14 protein-coding genes and 1 tRNA gene are annotated in these 17745 nt (G+C 49.2%); 10 read left to right on the forward strand and 5 right to left on the reverse strand.

All coding sequences use genetic code 11. The annotated features are described in order from the left end of the window. Positions 1-84: 84 nt before the first annotated feature. Positions 85-1563 carry a pyruvate kinase gene (gene pyk / locus HMPREF2804_RS06410; protein ID WP_013398979.1) on the forward strand — a complete coding sequence of 493 codons (1479 nt, stop codon included), beginning with the start codon at positions 85-87 and terminating at the stop codon, positions 1561-1563. A 199-nt stretch (positions 1564-1762) separates the two neighbouring features. Here pyk and HMPREF2804_RS06415 read toward each other — a convergent pair. Next, positions 1763-1842 (reverse strand) — tRNA-Leu (locus HMPREF2804_RS06415). A 211-nt stretch (positions 1843-2053) separates the two neighbouring features. On the opposite strand from HMPREF2804_RS06415, the gene HMPREF2804_RS06420 reads away from it, so the two are divergent. Further along, positions 2054-2668, forward strand: coding sequence for an ANTAR domain-containing response regulator (locus HMPREF2804_RS06420; protein WP_048754317.1), 615 nt, complete (start codon positions 2054-2056; stop codon positions 2666-2668). A 440-nt stretch (positions 2669-3108) separates the two neighbouring features. Here HMPREF2804_RS06420 and HMPREF2804_RS06425 read toward each other — a convergent pair whose 3' ends face one another. Next, complete coding sequence (locus tag HMPREF2804_RS06425; RefSeq protein ID WP_048754318.1) at positions 3109-3573, reverse strand: PaaI family thioesterase; 465 nt, start codon at positions 3571-3573, stop codon at positions 3109-3111. Positions 3574-3685: 112 nt separating this feature from the next. Here HMPREF2804_RS06425 and HMPREF2804_RS06430 point away from each other — a divergent pair, with 112 nt between their 5' ends. Continuing rightward, the gene (locus HMPREF2804_RS06430; RefSeq protein ID WP_037230878.1) at positions 3686-4099 is read left to right on the forward strand and encodes a nuclear transport factor 2 family protein; all 414 of its coding nucleotides are present in this window, start codon (positions 3686-3688) and stop codon (positions 4097-4099) included. Between the two features lie 79 nt (positions 4100-4178). Here HMPREF2804_RS06430 and HMPREF2804_RS06435 read toward each other — a convergent pair whose 3' ends face one another. Beyond that, positions 4179-5456, reverse strand: coding sequence for a dicarboxylate/amino acid:cation symporter (locus tag HMPREF2804_RS06435; RefSeq protein WP_048754319.1), 1278 nt, complete (start codon positions 5454-5456; stop codon positions 4179-4181). 229 nt (positions 5457-5685) lie between these two features. Between HMPREF2804_RS06435 and polA the strand changes: the two genes are divergently transcribed. Both polA and rpsA read left to right on the forward strand, forming a co-directional pair. Beyond that, on the forward strand, positions 5686-8631 hold the full coding sequence (gene polA / locus HMPREF2804_RS06440) for a DNA polymerase I (protein WP_080972532.1): 2946 nt from the start codon (positions 5686-5688) through the stop codon (positions 8629-8631). 321 nt (positions 8632-8952) lie between these two features. Next, entirely contained in the window at positions 8953-10413 is a 1461-nt protein-coding gene (rpsA, locus tag HMPREF2804_RS06445; protein ID WP_004004572.1) for a 30S ribosomal protein S1, read from the forward strand. Positions 10414-10529: 116 nt separating this feature from the next. Here the strand turns inward: rpsA and coaE are convergent, their stop codons facing one another. Beyond that, complete coding sequence (gene coaE, locus HMPREF2804_RS06450) at positions 10530-11150, reverse strand: dephospho-CoA kinase (RefSeq protein ID WP_246822564.1); 621 nt, start codon at positions 11148-11150, stop codon at positions 10530-10532. Between the two features lie 21 nt (positions 11151-11171). Between coaE and HMPREF2804_RS11315 the strand changes: the two genes are divergently transcribed. The 5 genes from HMPREF2804_RS11315 to HMPREF2804_RS06465 all read left to right on the forward strand — a co-directional run bounded on the left by HMPREF2804_RS11315 (position 11172) and on the right by HMPREF2804_RS06465 (position 17241). Next, entirely contained in the window at positions 11172-11876 is a 705-nt protein-coding gene (locus tag HMPREF2804_RS11315; RefSeq protein WP_246822565.1) for an IMPACT family protein, read from the forward strand. Between the two features lie 139 nt (positions 11877-12015). Further along, positions 12016-13215: a hypothetical protein gene (locus HMPREF2804_RS06455; protein ID WP_246824197.1), complete on the forward strand. Its 1200-nt coding sequence runs from the start codon at positions 12016-12018 to the stop codon at positions 13213-13215. A gap of 114 nt (positions 13216-13329) precedes the next feature. Next, a complete protein-coding gene (gene uvrB / locus HMPREF2804_RS06460; protein ID WP_070627781.1) occupies positions 13330-15498 on the forward strand; it encodes an excinuclease ABC subunit UvrB in 2169 nt (722 codons plus the stop codon). A 248-nt stretch (positions 15499-15746) separates the two neighbouring features. After that, positions 15747-16391 (forward strand): transcriptional initiation protein Tat, encoded by a 645-nt coding sequence (locus tag HMPREF2804_RS10785; protein ID WP_246824199.1) that lies wholly within the window; start codon positions 15747-15749, stop codon positions 16389-16391. A 154-nt stretch (positions 16392-16545) separates the two neighbouring features. Continuing rightward, a complete protein-coding gene (locus HMPREF2804_RS06465) occupies positions 16546-17241 on the forward strand; it encodes a hypothetical protein (RefSeq protein WP_048752307.1) in 696 nt (231 codons plus the stop codon). A gap of 21 nt (positions 17242-17262) precedes the next feature. Here the strand turns inward: HMPREF2804_RS06465 and HMPREF2804_RS06470 are convergent, their stop codons facing one another. Then, positions 17263-17661: a winged helix-turn-helix transcriptional regulator gene (locus HMPREF2804_RS06470; protein ID WP_048752271.1), complete on the reverse strand. Its 399-nt coding sequence runs from the start codon at positions 17659-17661 to the stop codon at positions 17263-17265. Positions 17662-17745 lie beyond the last annotated feature (84 nt).

A 17745-nucleotide genomic window follows, 5' to 3' on the forward strand; every position in this document is an offset into this window, starting at 1 on the left:
TTGGGACTCCTGATGGGAAGGTTCCATCTATATTATGGGTATCTTTCTTAGAAGGTTCCACCCCAACACACGAAGGTTAGGTACATGAGGCGCGCAAAAATCGTTGCAACCATTGGTCCGGCTATTTCTTCTCCCGAAAAAATTGCGGAAGCGATCAAGGCGGGTATGAACGTTTCCCGTCTGAATATGAGTCATGGTGACCACGACGTTCACACTAACTCTTACACAACTATCCGTGAACAATCCGCGGCGTTGGGGAAAGAAGTAGCTATTCTTGCTGATCTGCAAGGTCCTAAGATCCGTTTGGAGCGCTTTGTAAACGGGGAAGAATATCTAAAGCCTGGCGCTGATTTTACGATTACTTCTGAGGACGTTGAGGGTACCAAAGATATCTGTGGTACGACTTATAAAGGTCTTCCTGGCGATGTGAAGCCTGGCGATAAACTTTTGCTGGATGACGGTAAGATCCAGCTGGAAGCCGTTGAAGTAACTCCAACTCGTGTTCGCACTCGTGTGATTGTAGGCGGACCTATTTCAAACAATAAAGGCATCAACCTTCCTGGGGCGGCCGTTTCTCTTCCCGCACTGACCGAGAAGGATGAGGCTGACCTTCGTTTTGCCCTGAATTTGGGCGTAGATATTATTGCTCTTTCCTTTGTACGTAGCGGGAAAGACGTAAACCGCGTTCATGAGATCATGGCCGAAGAGGGTATCCGTATTCCGGTGATTGCCAAGATCGAAAAGCCTCAAGCCGTTGATAATCTGCAAGATATTATCGACAAGTTTGATGGCATCATGGTTGCCCGTGGCGACCTTGGCGTGGAACTGCCGTTCTCTGAGGTGCCACTGGTTCAGAAGAAAGCTATTGAGATGGCTCGTCGCTGGGCTAAGCCCGTTATTGTGGCAACTCAGGTACTTGAGTCCATGATCTCTAGCCCGACTCCTACGCGCGCGGAAGTCTCTGACTGTGCAAACGCAATCTTGGATGGCGCCGATGCGGTGATGCTCTCCGGCGAGACTTCGGTGGGCAATTACCCCATTATTACCATTGCGGCAATGGCCTCCATTATTCGTGATACTGAAGAAAAGGGTCTATACCGCGTACCACAGCTGGACCGTAAGCCCCGTACTCGTGGTGGTGCCATCACGCGTGCAGCTGTAAACATTGCGGAACAATTGGATGTAGATTACATTAGTACTTTTACCCAGACGGGTGACTCAGCACGCCGTTTAGCACGTCTACGCCCTGCGCAGCCGGTACTTGCTTTTACCCCCAACCCAAAGGTGCGTGCTTTTATCTCACTGTTGTGGGGTGTTGAAGCTGCGCATGCGCCGGTGGCGACCAACATTGACGGTACGACCGACATCGTAAATGACTACCTGGTCGAGCATAAGCTCGCAGAACCGGGTGATCTTATTGTGATTGCTGCAGGTTCGCCTCCCGGGGTGGCGGGATCAACCAATATGGTTAAGGTACACCGTATTAAGGAACAGGGTTCCGGCGAACATGAACCGGAAGAGCGTGAGCACCTGCGCCCCTACGGGGAAGACGAACACAAGTAAGGTTCTTCTTTATCGTGTAAACATTTTTCGAACTGAATCTATGAGAAGTCCCGCCTCTTTGATGCAGGAGGCGGGACTTTCTATATGCGGAAAGACCCACCATATGAGTTGCGGGTACCCAATCTATTGAACTGGAGCTCCAAGAAAATAAAAACTCGTCTCAAAGCCATAACTATGGTCGAGACGAGTTTAGTCAATGTGCCCGAGGTGGGACTCGAACCCACACTCCGAAGAACCTGATTTTGAGTCAGGCGCGTCTGCCAATTCCGCCACTCGGGCTTGCACTCAAAGGTACGCATAAGATTCTACCCTATCGATTGGCAGAAAATCGAATTACAAAGAGCAAGAAATATCCACAGTATTCTTTGAATCCTCGACGATAGTTTTGCACCTAGACGAGAAACATACAAATTTCAACCTTATACAGTAGATGAAGTTTTATTAACTACTGTAGAATAAAGGCGACTGAAAATAGACCAAGGAGAGAGTTATGTCAGAGAAGACCGCTCACGAACACGAGGGAGAGCAGGTCTCGGCGCGCACCGTTGTGGTTGCCGAAGACGAAGCATTGATTCGCCTGGACATCGTCGAAATCCTGAAGGACCAAGGGTTCGAGGTCGTGGCAGAGACCGATAATGGTAAAACCGCTATCGAGCTTGCCAAAAAACACCATCCCGATTTGGTGCTCATGGATGTCAAAATGCCGATTATGGACGGTATTACAGCCGCCGAGGAAATCGGAAAGGAAAAAATAGCGCCTGTGGTGCTCCTGACCGCTTTCAGCCAGAAAGAGCTGGTGGATCGTGCTGTTGAAGCTGGGGCCATGGCATATGTGGTCAAGCCCTTTACTCCTAATGACCTTTTCCCCGCTATCGAGGTGGCGCTTTCTCGATATGAACAGCTGCGTACGCTAGAGAAAGAGGTTACAACTATTCGTGATCAGTTTGAGACTCGAAAGCTCGTAGATCGTGCCAAGTCTTTGCTTATCACCAAAATGAACCTCACCGAGCCTGAGGCATTCCGGTGGATTCAGAAGACCTCAATGGACCGTCGCCTCTCTATGCGAGAGGTATCCGATACTATTATCAAGCAGCTGTCTGAGTAATATTCTTGGGACCTTAGTGTCAAGTCCCAAACGATGATTAGCTGCTGCTCTAGAATATAAAATTCAGGAGTGTGGATTTTCAGGACAACAAGACTCTTGTTGTCCTGAAAATCCACACTCCTGCTTTACGCTTTTATTTGCTCACGACAGCCTTGAAATGAATGTATTAGCGTCGCATTATACGGGTTATGTCGTCATCGTCATCACTACTATGAGGACCTTTAATCGGGCGTGCTGTTGGGGACCCAGCCCAGAGTAAAACGCCGGCTGCTATGAAAAGTCCTAACCACCAGAAACTTCCTGGATTTCCCATAGCGGCAACCCAACATACCAGTAGAACAGCTATGGCTAAGGGCAATGTAATACGTTTTGCACGGACGATTTTTGGATAGCGTTTGGAATACGGTTGGCGCGCCATATCAATCCTCTATATGTCTGCTTTAGGGTCGTGGAATGATCATATTAGTTATACGAGCTGTACAAATAGTTCGATCGGACTCATCCATAATCTCTATAGTGTGTACGCAAACGGTACGTCCCAGCTTAACTGCCGTACAGATTCCCGTAACGTGGCCACTAATAGCGGGGCGCACGTGAGTTGCATTGAGATCTACCCCAACGGCTATGGAATCAACTCCTCCATGAATACCTGCTGCTAATGAACCAAGAGTTTCTGCAAGAACAGCCGAGGCACCTCCGTGGAGCAAACCGACAGGCTGGGTATTCCCCTGCACAGGCATGGATGCCACAGCTCGCTCAGCAGTTAGCTCACTAAAGATAATTCCCATACGGGGGATTAGCTCTCCCAAACCCTTCGGAAAGAATTTATGAGCCTCTGCGGGTACACCGTACTCGTTGAGCTGCGCTACAAGGTCAGCAGATAGTTTAGGGGTAGATTCAGTCATGCCTTCAAGTGTACTCCCAGTGATAGGGTGGAGTAGAAAAAGAGCTCTTATAAAGTATGTGTTTGTCGGGATTGAGAAGAAACGAGATTCCTGCTTTGGAAGGTGTAAGAATATGGATGATCACGCACGTATCTATGAAGAATGGCATCGGTACGCTAAAAACCGTGATACTGAAGGACTGCTCAGCCTTTATGCTGAGGACGCAGTTTTTGAAAGCCCCCTCGTGCCAGCAATAATTCCCGGAGCTGGCGGCGGAGTTTTGCGGGGACGAGAAGCGATTAAGCATTTTCTGGAAGAGGGCACCCACCGTCGTCCGAATGAACTTGTACGTTGGTACCGCACGGGGGAGTATCTGACTAATGGGAAAACTTTGGTGTGGGAATATCCGCGAGAAACTCCTGAAGGAGAACAAATAGATATCTTAGAGCTCATGGAAATATCTGATGGGCTTATTGTGAACCATCGCATCTATTGGGGTTGGAAAGGATGTCAGCATATTAGCGAAGCCCTCGTACGGAATAAGTAAGGTGTAAGTAAAGCTCCATATGAATAACGGGGTGCGCATCCAAGGTTTCTGGACGCGCACCCCGTCGTTTAGATCAAGGCTATGCCGAAATTGCTTCTGCTTTTTCGATGTCTTCATCGCTAATCCCGGCAGTTGGATCAACTCCCAATATCTTAGAGATACGTTCGGTAAACGTTGCAATGGTGGCATCTCCGGTGACATTAGTTGCGGTACCGAAAGAGTCTTGCGCAAGGTACAGAGCAATCATGAGGGCGATCATGGATTCATTGAAACCAAGCATCGACTCCAGCAGCCCAATGGCGGTCATCACGCCTCCGCCGGGTACGCCCGGGGCCGCGACCATCATAATGCCTAGCATAAGCACTACTGGAGTTACCGAGGCAAAATTGGGGTTTTGCCCAGTCATATACAGGACTGCGACTGCACATGAAGTAATCGTGATCATAGAACCGGAAAGGTGGATGGTAGCGCATAGCGGAATAGCGAAATCAACCACGCGAGGAGAAATACCAGCCTTCTTCGCGGATCGAACCGTTACCGGGATGGTAGCTGCTGAGGACTGAGTTCCAATGGCCGTGAAATAGGCGGGCATCATGGTCTTGAGCATCCTAAACGGGTTGCGTTTTGAAACGCTTCCGGCAACTGTGTACTGTAGCGTTAGCGTTACCCAGTGCAAGATAATGACCATAATGAATACCATGCCAAAGACCGAAAGAATCTTAGCAACCTGGCCCGCAAGGGTCATATTCGCAAAGACACCCACGATATGGATGGGTAGAAGCGGAATAATAACGTAGCTGAGAAGCTTCTCAATGATAACTTGAAAATCCTCGAAGAGATTGAGCATGCTACGAGTCTTGAGGGCTGTTATTCCCAGACCTAGGATAAAGGACAGAATAAGTGCGCTCATCACTCCCATAATGGGGTCAAGCTCAAACTTGATGTATCCTGTCGAGAGTGCATTTTCAGGGTTATCAAAAGATTCTAACCGTTGCCCCTTCAACAAAATAGGGTACAGGAATAGTGCCGCCGTTAAAGCTAAAAATCCAGCAACAATACTGGAAAGATATGACAGAGCTACGGTAATGCCCAGCATCTTACCTGCACCTTGGGCTAGCGAACCAATTCCTGGAACGATAAAACCGATAATAATAAGCGGGATAGAGAAGCTCAGGAACGCACTGAAAACAGTAGAGAACGAGACAAAGATCTGAACTACAACATCGGTAGGGATAGAGATACCCAGCCCGCTATTTATGCCACCGATCATCCCAGGAGTTGTAGCACCGATAAGAACACCTGCAAGAATTGCAATCACAATCCAGGCAAGGAGAGGGATCTTTTTGAGTAGTTTCATAATTTCCTATGTGTGTTGGGACCGATAAGATCCATGCCGCTCATCCCCGGTATTCTCAGGGAACACTCAAGTATAGAGTTATATCCTAGCGTGAATGAATATGTTTATCCAGCGACAGGACAGACGTTCATGACATGAAAACGCCTAGCCGGTACTAGGCCTTTTAGAAGTTTTCAGGCGTGTTGCGTTCACTATCACTCCCGCCGTCGAAAACCTCTAGAATGGGATTGTGAGTAACTCAGAAAATACCCTGCTCCTTATTGATGGACATTCACTGGCCCTTCGCTCTTTCTTTGGCATTTATACAATGGCAGAGAAAACGGGAAACCATGTTTTTGTGCGAAGCGACGGGCAGCATACGGAAGCAGTTCATGCCTTCCTGTCTACCTTGCTGAACATTATTAAAGACCATAACCCCAGCCATATTGCGGTGGCATTCGATCTGCCCGGTGGTACTTTTCGCACGGAGGAATACAGCGAATATAAGAGCGGTCGTAACGTTATCCCTGAAGCCTTCGACGGGCAGCTTGATCTCATCAAGAAGATGCTCGGAGCTCTGAAAATCCCGGCGCTCACCCAGGAGAATTATGAGGCAGATGATATCGTCGCGACCCTGACACGGCAGGGATCAGAAGCTCAATACAAAGTGCTCATTCTTTCAGGAGACCGCGATATTTTCCAGCTTGTTACGGACGATGTTACATTGCTGTATCCCGTAACGACTGGTCCCTCCAAAGGTATTCAGCGTATGGATCCTGCAGCGGTTGAGAAAAAAACAAAAGTACCACCTCGGCTGTATCCGGATCTCGCTGCGCTCACCGGTGAGCAAGCCGATAATCTGCCTGGAGTCCCCGGAGTTGGACCAGGCTTTGCTGCTAAATGGCTTCACGAGTACGGTGATCTTGAAGGTGTACTTGCTAATAGCGAGAACATCAAAGGTAAAAAAGGTGAGGCTCTGCGCGAAAACATTGAGAATGTGCGCAGGAACCGTCGCCTCAACCAGCTTGTTGACACGCTCAATTTGGATATTGAGTTCGATCAAATGCGGTTTATTCCGGACCTTCAGGAGCTTGAAACGTTCTTCGATGAAGTGGAATTCCGCACTATTCGTAAGCGGGCCCAGGATATATTAGGGCCTGTCATACGTGCTTTGGGCGCGCAAGCTCGTACCGCAGGTGAAGAACCCATGACAGATAACGGGGTTCCGAGTGGTCCCACCTTTGAGCCGATTCGTACCGATGATTCGATCACCGTGACATCGGCCGCAGATTTTCGTGCATGGTGCGAGCATGCAACCCACGTTGGGTATGGGCGTGACGCATCGGGGAATGCCATAGAGGTCCCCGAAAGGCTTGAAGGCGCGGTTACGCTCTTCCCTGTGATTGATGTGCCTGTAGCTCGTGAAGGTGTGAAAGTTACCAAGACTAAGATTCGTGCTGCTGAAGAGAATCCGGTACTGCGAGGAATTATTCTGACCTCGAAAGAATCGTCGCTGTGGATCAACCTGACGAATATTTCCGAAGATCTCGCCTCAGCATTCGCGGAGTGGGTTTCTGACCCTCAAATGCGTAAGATCGTGATGGATCTCAAAAATCAGCGGAAACTCTTACGTGAGTACGGGTATAAACTCGATGGAGCCATCGAAGATCCGTCGTTATCCTCGTACATGTGCGGATACATAGCAGCTGCGAATCGTAGGCTCTTTGCTGAACGTATTGAGGATTTAGCTGAGAAATATCTTTGGATTCCCCAACAGGAATTCAGTGAACTTGTCTTCCCAGAGGAAGCACCCTCACTTTTTGAGATGCCTGGTGAAGAGAACCTACGTTACTTTACCCAGGTTTCACGGGTTATTCACGAACTGGCGCGTATTCTGCACTTCGAAATGCAAGAACAGGGCCAGCTTAAGATTTATGAAGATATTGAGCTGCCGCTTCTGTACGTTCTGGCTGATATGGAGCAGGCGGGTATCGCTGTCTCAGATGCCTTACTAAACGAGCTTAATGATACGTTTAGCTCACGCGCATCCATGGCCGAGGAACAGGCGAAAGTACTTATTGGCGGTGACGTCAATGGTGAGCCCCTCAACCTGGCATCTGTGAAACAGCTCCAAACTGTACTCTTTGAGAGGCTCGGTCTTCCGAAGACCCGCAAAATTAAGTCCGGGTATTCAACGGATTCAGAATCTGTGGCTGACTTGTTGACCAAAGTATCGCCGGAATCAGATGGTGCTCAATTCTTGATTGCGCTCCAGGCGTACCGAGATAATATCAAGCTCAAGCAGACTGTCGAAGGTTTACAAAAAGCGGCAGTCACAGATGGTCGTGTACACACTACTTTCCAGCAAAATGCTGCATCAACGGGGCGTCTTTCCTCGACGGCACCGAACCTGCAGAATATCCCAATCCGCACTGATGAAGGACGACGTATCCGCGGTGCCTTTATCGTGGCTCCAAAAGTTTTAGACGGTGTAGAGTATGAAGGTTTGCTCACCGCCGACTACTCGCAGATTGAGATGCGTATTATGGTGCATCTTGCCGCCGATGAGAAATTAATCCAGGCTTATGCGGATGGTGAAGACCTGCATCGGTACGTTGGCTCTGAGGTGTTCGGGGTTGCCCCCGAAGAGGTGACACCCCAGATGCGTGCGAAAGTTAAAGCAATGTCTTATGGATTGGCATACGGTCTTTCTCGGTTTGGTCTCGCAAAGCAGCTCAATATTAGTTCCGATGAGGCAGGGGAGTTGCGTACCAACTACTTCAAACGATTTGGTCGTGTGGGGCGTTTCCTGCGCGGGGTCGTCAAACAGGCTCATAACGACGGTTATACCGAAACTATTTATGGGCGCCGACGTTCACTGCCAGATCTTGACTCTCCAAACCGAACTCGACGTGAGGCAGCCGAACGAGCTGCCCTCAACGCTCCAATTCAGGGGACAGCTGCAGACATCATTAAAATCGCAATGATTAACATTCACCGCCGACTTCAAGAAGAGAATCTCAAGACCCGCATGCTCTTGCAGGTTCACGACGAGATTATCCTCGAAGTTGCCGTCGGTGAACGCGAAGCAGCGCAGCGCATCCTAGTAGAGGAGATGAGTGAAGCTATTGAGCTGAAGGTTCCTCTCGACGTGCAAGTTGGCTGGGGCAAGTCCTGGGAAGAAGCCGGACACTAGTCAGAAGCCGCGAAGAGAGATGAACGATGCCGTCGGACTTATTCGGAATATATTGCACACAGAATAGTGCAAGAAATACCCGCATCGATGCGCGTCGTTCATTGACGACACGCCCGAAAAACACGTACACTAGTAATCGCGTGTATCAGCATCCCTATGCACCAGAGGCATGTACCTACGCATCTTCCGGATGATACGCGCGGTAAGTATCCGTCAGACTCGACGTCACCTCTCGTGCTTTGAGTAGGAAACAGTAAGTGAGCGCTCGCAAACTTGCCGGAGACGTCGACCTATTATTAATCCAATTGGAGCCCTAACTACATGAGCACCAACATCCCTCAGGTCGCAATCAACGACATCGGCAACGAGGAAGAATTCCTCAAGGCAGTTGACGAGACCATCAAGTACTTCAACGATGGCGATCTCGTCTCCGGTCAGGTTGTTAAGGTTGATCACGACGAGGTTCTGCTCGACATCGGTTACAAGACCGAAGGCGTCATTCCCTCTCGCGAGCTTTCTATCAAGCACGATGTAGATCCCGGTGAAGTAGTCGCAGTTGGCGATGAAATCGAGGCTCTCGTCCTGACTAAGGAAGACAAGGAAGGTCGCCTGATCCTCTCCAAGAAGCGCGCACAATACGAGCGTGCATGGGGCGACATCGAAAAGATCAAGGAAAACGACGGCGTCGTCACCGGTACCGTTATTGAGGTTGTCAAGGGCGGTCTTATCCTTGACATTGGTCTGCGAGGCTTCCTGCCCGCATCCCTCGTTGAGATGCGTCGTGTTCGCGATCTTGCACCCTACATCGGTCAGCAGCTCGAAGCTAAGATCATCGAGCTTGACAAGAACCGCAACAATGTTGTTCTCTCTCGCCGTGCATGGCTTGAGCAGACTCAGTCCGAGGTTCGCTCCACTTTCCTCAACCAGCTCGAAAAGGGCCAGGTACGCGAAGGTGTTGTATCGTCTATCGTCAACTTCGGTGCCTTCGTCGATTTGGGTGGCGTGGACGGTCTGGTTCACGTTTCCGAACTCTCCTGGAAGCACATCGACCACCCCTCCGAGGTTGTCGAAGTTGGTCAGCCTGTAACCGTTGAAGTTCTTGAGGTTGATCTGGATCGTGAGCGTGTCTCGCTGTCCTTGAAGGCTACCCAGGAAGACCCGTGGCAGGCATTTGCTCGCACTCACGCTCTGGGTCAGATCGTACCCGGTAAGGTTACTAAGCTCGTTCCCTTCGGTGCGTTTGTTCGTGTTGAAGATGGTATTGAGGGTCTGGTTCATATCTCTGAGCTTGCTGTGCGCCATGTTGATTTGGCAGAGCAGGTTGTTTCGGTGGGCGAAGAGCTCTTCGTCAAGATCATTGATATTGATATGGATCGTCGTCGTATCTCCCTGTCCCTCAAGCAGGCTAACGAAGGCGTTGATCCCAACGCTACTGAGTTCGATCCCGCACTCTACGGTATGGCAGCTGAATACGATGAAGCTGGCAACTACAAGTACCCCGAAGGCTTCGATCCCGAAGCTAACGAATGGCTTGAAGGCTTTGACGCACAGCGCGAGGCTTGGGAAGCACAGTATGCAGAAGCACAGGCTCGTTTCGAGGCACACAAGGTTCAGGTTGCTAAAGCACTTGAAGCTGACGCAGAGGCAGCCGCTGCTGCTCCCGTTGCCGCAGCTGAGCCAGCACCCGCATCATCTTACTCTTCCGATGAGAAGTCTTCCGCTGGTACTCTCGCATCTGACGAGGCTCTAGCAGAACTGCGTAAGAAACTGACTGGCAACTAAGGTTTACTCGTTTATGTAGTAGCCTCTAGTTCTAGAGTATAAGTATCACGCATGAGGGTTCCCCAAACCTGGGGAACCCTCATGTAGTATTTGTGCGCTTTTTCTCACGTACAGATCTAGACCTCAGCACGTAGCTCGTCCCAGACCTTTTGAACCTGTGCTTGAGTATCATCACGAGATCCGCTATTGGTAATAACCCACCGAGCAATGGCGGAGCGCTGTTGGTCGGTGGCTTGAGCAGAAATGCGTGCTTGAGCTTCTGCATAAGACATATTCCGATTTTTGCTAAGTCGCTCTAGACGAATGGGGAGATCTGTCTGTACCGCAATGACACCGTCGAACTCTGCAGCGCGTTGAGTCTCAACCAGGAGGGGAATATCGTCAATGATAATGCCCGAAAAGTTGGGGGAGTTTACTGCATCGTCAACAAGCTCAGCGGCGCGAGCACGAACTTTGGGATGCACAATAGCATTGAGTTTCTCTCGCTCTGCGTCATGGGCAAAGATACGTTCCGCTAAACGAGCGCGATTAAGGGTTCCGTCTGCATTGAGGACGGACTCTCCGAAGAGGTTGACTGTGCGAGTGAGGACTTCCTGCCCAGGCTCCATGAGTTCACGCGAGATCGCATCTGCATCAATAATAACGGCGCCTAGATCCCTGAACATCCGCGCGACTGTGCTTTTACCGCTTCCAATGCCGCCTGTCAGAGCGTAGCGACGGTACTGTGTAACGTCCATGAAACCCCTAGAATAGTAGTTGTGAGTACTCAAATGTTCCAAGAATCCCGCACACAACGATACACAGTATTGCATGGAATAGAACCCTATGAGAGTCTTCTTGAGATTAAGCGTAGCGAATTTATTGGTCATGTTAAACGCGTATACACAACAGATGAGGCACGTGCTTACATAGATTCGCTTCGGAAGAGCTATCACGATGCCCGTCATGTGTGTTCAGCATTTGTTCTTGGAGCGGACCGTGAAATTCAACGTTCATCGGACGATGGCGAGCCTGCCGGTACTGCAGGAATTCCAATGCTTCAAGCTCTTTTAGCACGCCAGACACGCATCGATGAGGGCGGTACTGATCTTTCTGATCTTGTGGCCGTTGTTGTGCGTTATTTTGGGGGTATCAAACTGGGCGCTGGCGGATTGGTGCGCGCCTATACCGATGCGGTGGTGCAGACTCTCGATAACGCCCATTTTGATTCTCGGGAACGGATGCGGGTAGGCACCGTTTTAGTTTCTCTGGCTGAGGTTGGGCGAGTGGAGAATGAGATTCGGGCATCAGGAATTGAAGTATTAGGTACGGATTATCTTGTAGACGGCGCCCAGATCTCTCTAGGTGTTTTCGACCGGGAGCAGAAGAAGCGCGAGGCACAGGAACGTGTTATAGCAATAACTTCTGGTCGGAAAAATATCGTATGGGGCGATACCCGGTGGGTAGATATTCCCTGTTTTTAGCCTAGCCATATTAGATTTGGAGCATACCCTAAATTTTAAACTAGGATAGGCATAGTATCTTGGTGTTGATTGTGGTACGTTGAATACGGTGCAGCATTGTCTGCCACATACACCGCAAGTGAAAGCCGAGAATTTTCCCGTGCATTTTAACTCTGAACAGCATAGCTCCATCACACATACGTCTAAACCCGATATTGGACCTGCGACTGTTGAGCAGATTCTCAATGCTTATGCGCAGGGTAACCTAGATACGCTCCTGAATGTGTTGACGCAGCGGCCGCATGATTTTGCGCAACAGCTTAACTGTATTTGCCGTGCTTTTCCTTCTGAAATTGAACGTATTGCAGTCACTCTTCAAGAAGTAGGCGAAAATCTTCCTCAAGGAACCCTAGTTCGCCTCTATAATCAGTATTCCAACGCAGCTCGCGGCGTGGGGGAGAAAATCTCTCAAGATAATTCTCGTATGCTGCATATCATCCAGGCTCCTCTGATAACTCGTGCTCATGCTGCCCGTCTACTCCTAGCCCTAGAGCTCTGTTTGGCACCTAAGATGCGTGGACTAATTGTGACCATGCCGCCTCAAGATTTTTACCAGCCTATGGAAGCCGAACCCCAGCCGGTCTCATGTAATCCAGCGCTCGATGGTGCAGTTAACCCCTTTATACCCAGTCTGTGGGAAACTTTTCCGTTGGGAAACTTCAATGAAGCTGTGGCGCTGAGTGCTACAGGTATACGCGAAATTCCTGACGGGTATGAGCTATCTGTTATGCTCCTCGACGATGACTACCAACGCGTGCATACCATAGAGCGGGGTGCACCAGATACATGTTTCTCATGTTTCTGGGATGAAGAAGTAGAAGATTCAGAGAACGATATTCGATGTGGGCTTGAGCTGGGATACCGTGTTGAAGAATACGCTGAAATTAACGTGCACCGCGTCATGAAAATGGGAGCGCGGTATATTGTGGTGACGGCTCTTGTAGGTGAGTGCTTTCCTCAGAGCACTGATGAGGATGATACCTGTAATGCATCGTCGCAAAATGGCGCTCCACGGTTTGATTCTCGGGTTGCGCCAGATCTGCGATCTTTGATTATTACCCCGGATAAAAATATTCGCCCGGTTGCACATCGCGGTAATTTTCACGTTCTGGATGTTCCAGGGCGCACGGTTTGTGCCGTACTCGATCTTTATAAGCAACGAATTACTATGCCTGCGGTCGGCATTCCAATGAAAGCTGACGAAGACAATACGCTCGCCGCTCTCATGGGAGCGCTAAATGGTTACCTGCCCATGACAGTACGAGATTTCATGCAGCTATCGGGAGCTGTAGTTAAATAAGTATCAAGTTTGGATCGTGTGGAATATGAGACCCATTAATTTCTTAGATGGTGGCATACATCTTCCTAGAGTGAAACCCTCTGATTTCTCGAATACATCAACTAGAATAGATGTATGAGTCTTGCTCCGGAGATTAAACGAGTCGTAGCCCCTTTTGAAGTTGTCAGCCCATATCAGCCAGCTGGTGATCAGCCTAAGGCTATTGCTGAGCTTACTGAGCGCGTGGAGAACGGTGAAAAAGATATCGTTCTGATGGGCGCCACCGGCACCGGTAAATCTGCTACGGCGGCATGGCTGGTCGAATCTGTGCAGCGCCCTACGCTTGTTATGGTGCAGAATAAGACTCTTGCTGCTCAGTTAGCCAATGAACTACGTGAGCTCTTGCCCAATAACGCAGTCGAGTATTTCGTCTCATACTATGACTACTATCAGCCTGAGGCCTATGTTCCGCAGACGGATACTTTTATTGAGAAAGACTCCTCAATCAATGAAGAAGTAGAACGCTTGCGGCACTCTGCTACGAATTCCCTTTTGACTCGCCGCGATGTTGTTGTGGTCTCGACTGTTTCGTGTATTTACGGTTTGGGTACGCCCGAAGAATATGTGGAGCAGATGGTCACTCTTAAGCGCGGGGATGAGATAGATCGTGATGATCTGCTGCGCCAATTCGTGAATATGCAGTACGCCCGCAACGACATGGATTTTCACCGTGGAACCTTTCGGGTGAGGGGCGATACTGTCGAAATCATCCCTATGTACGAAGAGCATGCTATTCGTATTGAATTTTTCGGCGATGAAATTGAGGCTATCTATACTCTGCACCCGCTCACGGGTGAGGTTATTCGAGAAGAAGACGAGATGTATGTCTTCCCGGCGAGCCACTATGTTGCTGGTCATGAGCGTATGGCTCGCGCTATTGCCTCCATCGAAGACGAGCTCCAGGAACGTCTACAAACGCTAGAATCTCAGGGGAAGCTTCTGGAGGCACAGCGGCTACGTATGCGTACCACCTATGACCTTGAGATGATGGAACAGATGGGGTTCACCAGTGGTATTGAGAACTATTCACGCCATATCGACGGTCGTTCAGCAGGTTCGGCTCCGCATTGTCTGTTAGACTATTTCCCCGATGATTTCCTGCTTATTATCGACGAGTCACACGTGACGGTACCTCAAATCGGCGCCATGTACGAGGGCGATATGTCTCGTAAACGTACGCTCGTGGAACATGGGTTCCGTCTGCCTTCTGCCATGGACAACCGCCCTCTAAAATGGGATGAATTCTTAGAGCGCATAGGGCAAACTATTTATCTTTCGGCTACTCCCGGCAAGTATGAGCTTTCGCAGGCTGATGGTTATGTTGAGCAGATTATTCGTCCAACAGGACTGGTGGACCCAGAGATTATTGTAAAGCCTACGAAGGGGCAGATTGACGACCTTCTTGAACAAATTCAAGAGCGTACTGAACGCGACGAGCGTGTTTTGGTGACGACTCTAACCAAACGTATGGCAGAAGACTTGACCGAGTATTTGGTGCAGCATGGAGTACGTGTGCAATATTTGCACTCCGATGTAGATACTCTCAAACGCGTAGAGCTGTTACGTGAGCTTCGCATGGGCACTTTTGATGTTCTGGTAGGTATTAATCTGCTTCGTGAGGGACTGGACCTTCCTGAGGTTTCACTGGTGGCTATTTTGGACGCTGATAAAGAAGGATTCTTACGTTCGACGACCTCGCTCATCCAGACGATTGGTCGTGCAGCGCGTAACGTCTCGGGGCAGGTACATATGTATGCAGATACTGTCACCGATTCAATGCGTACTGCTATTGACGAGACGAACCGTCGTCGAGAGATTCAGCAGGCGTATAACCGGGAGCATGGCATAGATCCGCAGCCTCTGAGGAAGAAAATTGCGGATATTACAGATGTTCTCGCTCGCGAAGAGGAAGACACCCATGAGCTTTTGCAATTACGCAAGAGCGGTAAGAAAGGTTCTCGAACAGTTGAAGCCGGAGCGAAGACAGGGTCAAGTACTTCTTCGAAGATCGTAGCAAGTACTCCAGAGTCGGATGCTCTTCTTGCCAAAGCTCAAGACCGTGTTCGCGCCGATGGTCTCGCAGCTGAGCCTGCTGAGGATCTGTTGGAACTTATCGAACAATTGAGTGAGCAGATGCGTCTGGCTGCAGAAAACCTGCAGTTTGAGTTAGCGGCACGTTTACGTGATGAACTTACCGATCTCAAAAAAGAATTTCGGCAGATGCGAGAAGCTGGGCATGCGTAATGTCTTATTAAGAATGAAAATATAAAGGTTCAACCTTATACTTGTTGAGATATTGTGTTTTGCCCTAAAATTTAGAATATTGCTTCGATGAAGATATGCGTCATTTTCGCTTCACAGATGTATAGGAATTTGCGCATTATAATTACTTATCAGCAGAGAAGCAATTACACTCACTCACAAGATATGCGTAGGCACTCAAGGAGAAGCTTTTGCCCAGAAATAAGTCAATATCTATTAATCGACGTGCTGTGGCTAAGGGCGTCGCATGGGCTACCCCGATAGTGGTCGCTTCTACAGCGGTTCCCGCAGTTGCTGCATCCCGATGTGATCCTAAGAGCGCCCCTGGATTTCGCCAGGCGGGTTCGTGGGCCATTAAGAATCCAGACAGAGGAAAACTCAAGTCCGCTGGATCTAATCGTCCGAGCACGTTTCATGGAAAAGAATATTGGATTTCAAATACAACTGCTTTAGGCGAAGAACCCGCTACTATTAGGATTACTGCGGGGTTTGAATCAGGAACTGATGACAGCAGTATTTTAAATACTGAATGTGGTATGTATCGTGTACGTATCTATATGACGGCTATAGAAACACGAGCAGCTTCTGGAGAATACCGCGGTAATCCTAAAGTAACTATTACCCTGAGAGATCCTCGAGGAAAACTTATTAACGGAAAAACTCTTCGATATACCACTGACCCCGCTGGACAACCTGGGGGGTTTCTTTCAGTTCCCTTAGGTGAAGATATACAGGCACAAGAATGGACTCTCAAAGCAATTCCTGGAGTCTATAGGTTTGAGGCTGTCTTTGACGTTCCTGCCGAGGGCCTGGAGTCTCGTCGAGTCCAGAATCGTGGTCTTGGCTTTACTGTGCCAATTTTTGAGCCAATGTAAAGTAGATTATTTTGCATAACCTTGTACATGCACAGAAAGATAATAATGTCGTAGTGCATATGCATAGATTTACACGTATATCTACACTCCGGATGTGTTCTTGTTCCATAAGGGTTTAGGTGGTCATCAAAACTTGAAAGAAGGAACAATACCTGTGCGAACCGGTGCGTCGCAGAGCTGCGATTACAGGGCAAGTCGCCGCACTGTTACTAAAGGTATAGCCTGGGCGGTACCTGCAGTGCTGTCAGCAGCGACAGTACCAGCTTTTGCAGCTTCCGGCTGTGAAGATGTACCTGGGCCCAGTTTTGCCCAGCTGGAGCGGTGGTCTATCTCCAATCCTGCATCCGGGGAACTGATATCGCCTGCCTCGAATGGGATAAAAATTATTGGTGGGCAGGAATACTGGATGTCGGAAAGCACCGCAGTAGGCAATGAAAAAGCGAGTATTGTTTTGCGCACTGCATACCGTGCTGGCTACGATTCAGAAGCTCAGCTACGACCAGGATGTCGGTATTCTTTTAAATACTCTGTAGCGGCACATGATGCAGACCATGGTAGGCGTAAAGGCAAAGGTGACGTCAAGTTAGATGTTTACCTCTATGACCCTGATGGGGTCCAGGTGCGTAACAGTGGGCATACCTATACGACAAAGCCGAGGCAGAACACTAACAAATCAACCTCTGTTCCTCTTGGCGGGCAGGTGTCTGCGCATGAGGTTTATGTAACTGCTCAGGAAGGGCTTTACCGCCTCGAAACTGTTATTACTGTTGCCGCGGAAGAAAAACGGCGCGATAAAGTCGTAGCCCGAGCAATCGGAATTACCTCACCCTGCTTTGAATTTGCGGGGTAGATGCTTCCTGCCTAGGGAAAACTATGAGGCAACAACGTTCTGATCGTAACGTTCGCGGGCGGCGAGAACTGCATCCATATTAGTTTCTGCCCACTGGCGTAAAGCATTCATCGGGGCAATAAGTGTATTACCAAGTGGAGTTAATGAATAATCTACACGTGGTGGCATAGAAGCCGTGACCGCGCGGGTGAGCAGGCCATCGCGCTCCATGGAGCGCAAAGTCTGGGTAAGAACTTTGGGGGATAACCCTTCGATATGATCCTTAATCTCCCCAAAACGAGCACTTGGCTGATCGGCAAGAACAGCAACAATCATAGGAGTCCAGCGGTCCGTAAGATGTCGCAATACAGTACGTGAAGGACACGCGCTAGCCAGAATATTGGCGGGGGCTCCATTACGTGATGTTAGAGTTGCAGCCATAACTACTTTCCAGTCCAAAAATTGAGAAAGTTTCTATAGTTACCTTGAGGTATCTGGTTACTAAAGGATACTATTGTCTCGGAA

Origin of the sequence: Rothia sp. HMSC065G12, assembly GCF_001811455.1 — a bacterium.
In the GTDB taxonomy this organism is placed as follows: domain Bacteria; phylum Actinomycetota; class Actinomycetes; order Actinomycetales; family Micrococcaceae; genus Rothia; species Rothia dentocariosa.

Bases quoted from the DNA above. Each gene is read 5' to 3' on its own strand.
- pyk (WP_013398979.1), top strand. From the start codon at position 85: ATGAGGCGCGCAAAAATCGTTGCAACCATTGGTCCGGCTATTTCTTCT.
- HMPREF2804_RS06420 (WP_048754317.1), top strand. From the start codon at position 2,054: ATGTCAGAGAAGACCGCTCACGAACACGAGGGAGAGCAGGTCTCGGCG.
- HMPREF2804_RS06425 (WP_048754318.1), bottom strand. From the start codon at position 3,573: ATGACTGAATCTACCCCTAAACTATCTGCTGACCTTGTAGCGCAGCTC.
- HMPREF2804_RS06430 (WP_037230878.1), top strand. From the start codon at position 3,686: ATGGATGATCACGCACGTATCTATGAAGAATGGCATCGGTACGCTAAA.
- HMPREF2804_RS06435 (WP_048754319.1), bottom strand. From the start codon at position 5,456: ATGAAACTACTCAAAAAGATCCCTCTCCTTGCCTGGATTGTGATTGCA.
- rpsA (WP_004004572.1), top strand. From the start codon at position 8,953: ATGAGCACCAACATCCCTCAGGTCGCAATCAACGACATCGGCAACGAG.
- coaE (WP_246822564.1), bottom strand. From the start codon at position 11,150: ATGGACGTTACACAGTACCGTCGCTACGCTCTGACAGGCGGCATTGGA.
- uvrB (WP_070627781.1), top strand. From the start codon at position 13,330: ATGAGTCTTGCTCCGGAGATTAAACGAGTCGTAGCCCCTTTTGAAGTT.
- HMPREF2804_RS06470 (WP_048752271.1), bottom strand. From the start codon at position 17,661: ATGGCTGCAACTCTAACATCACGTAATGGAGCCCCCGCCAATATTCTG.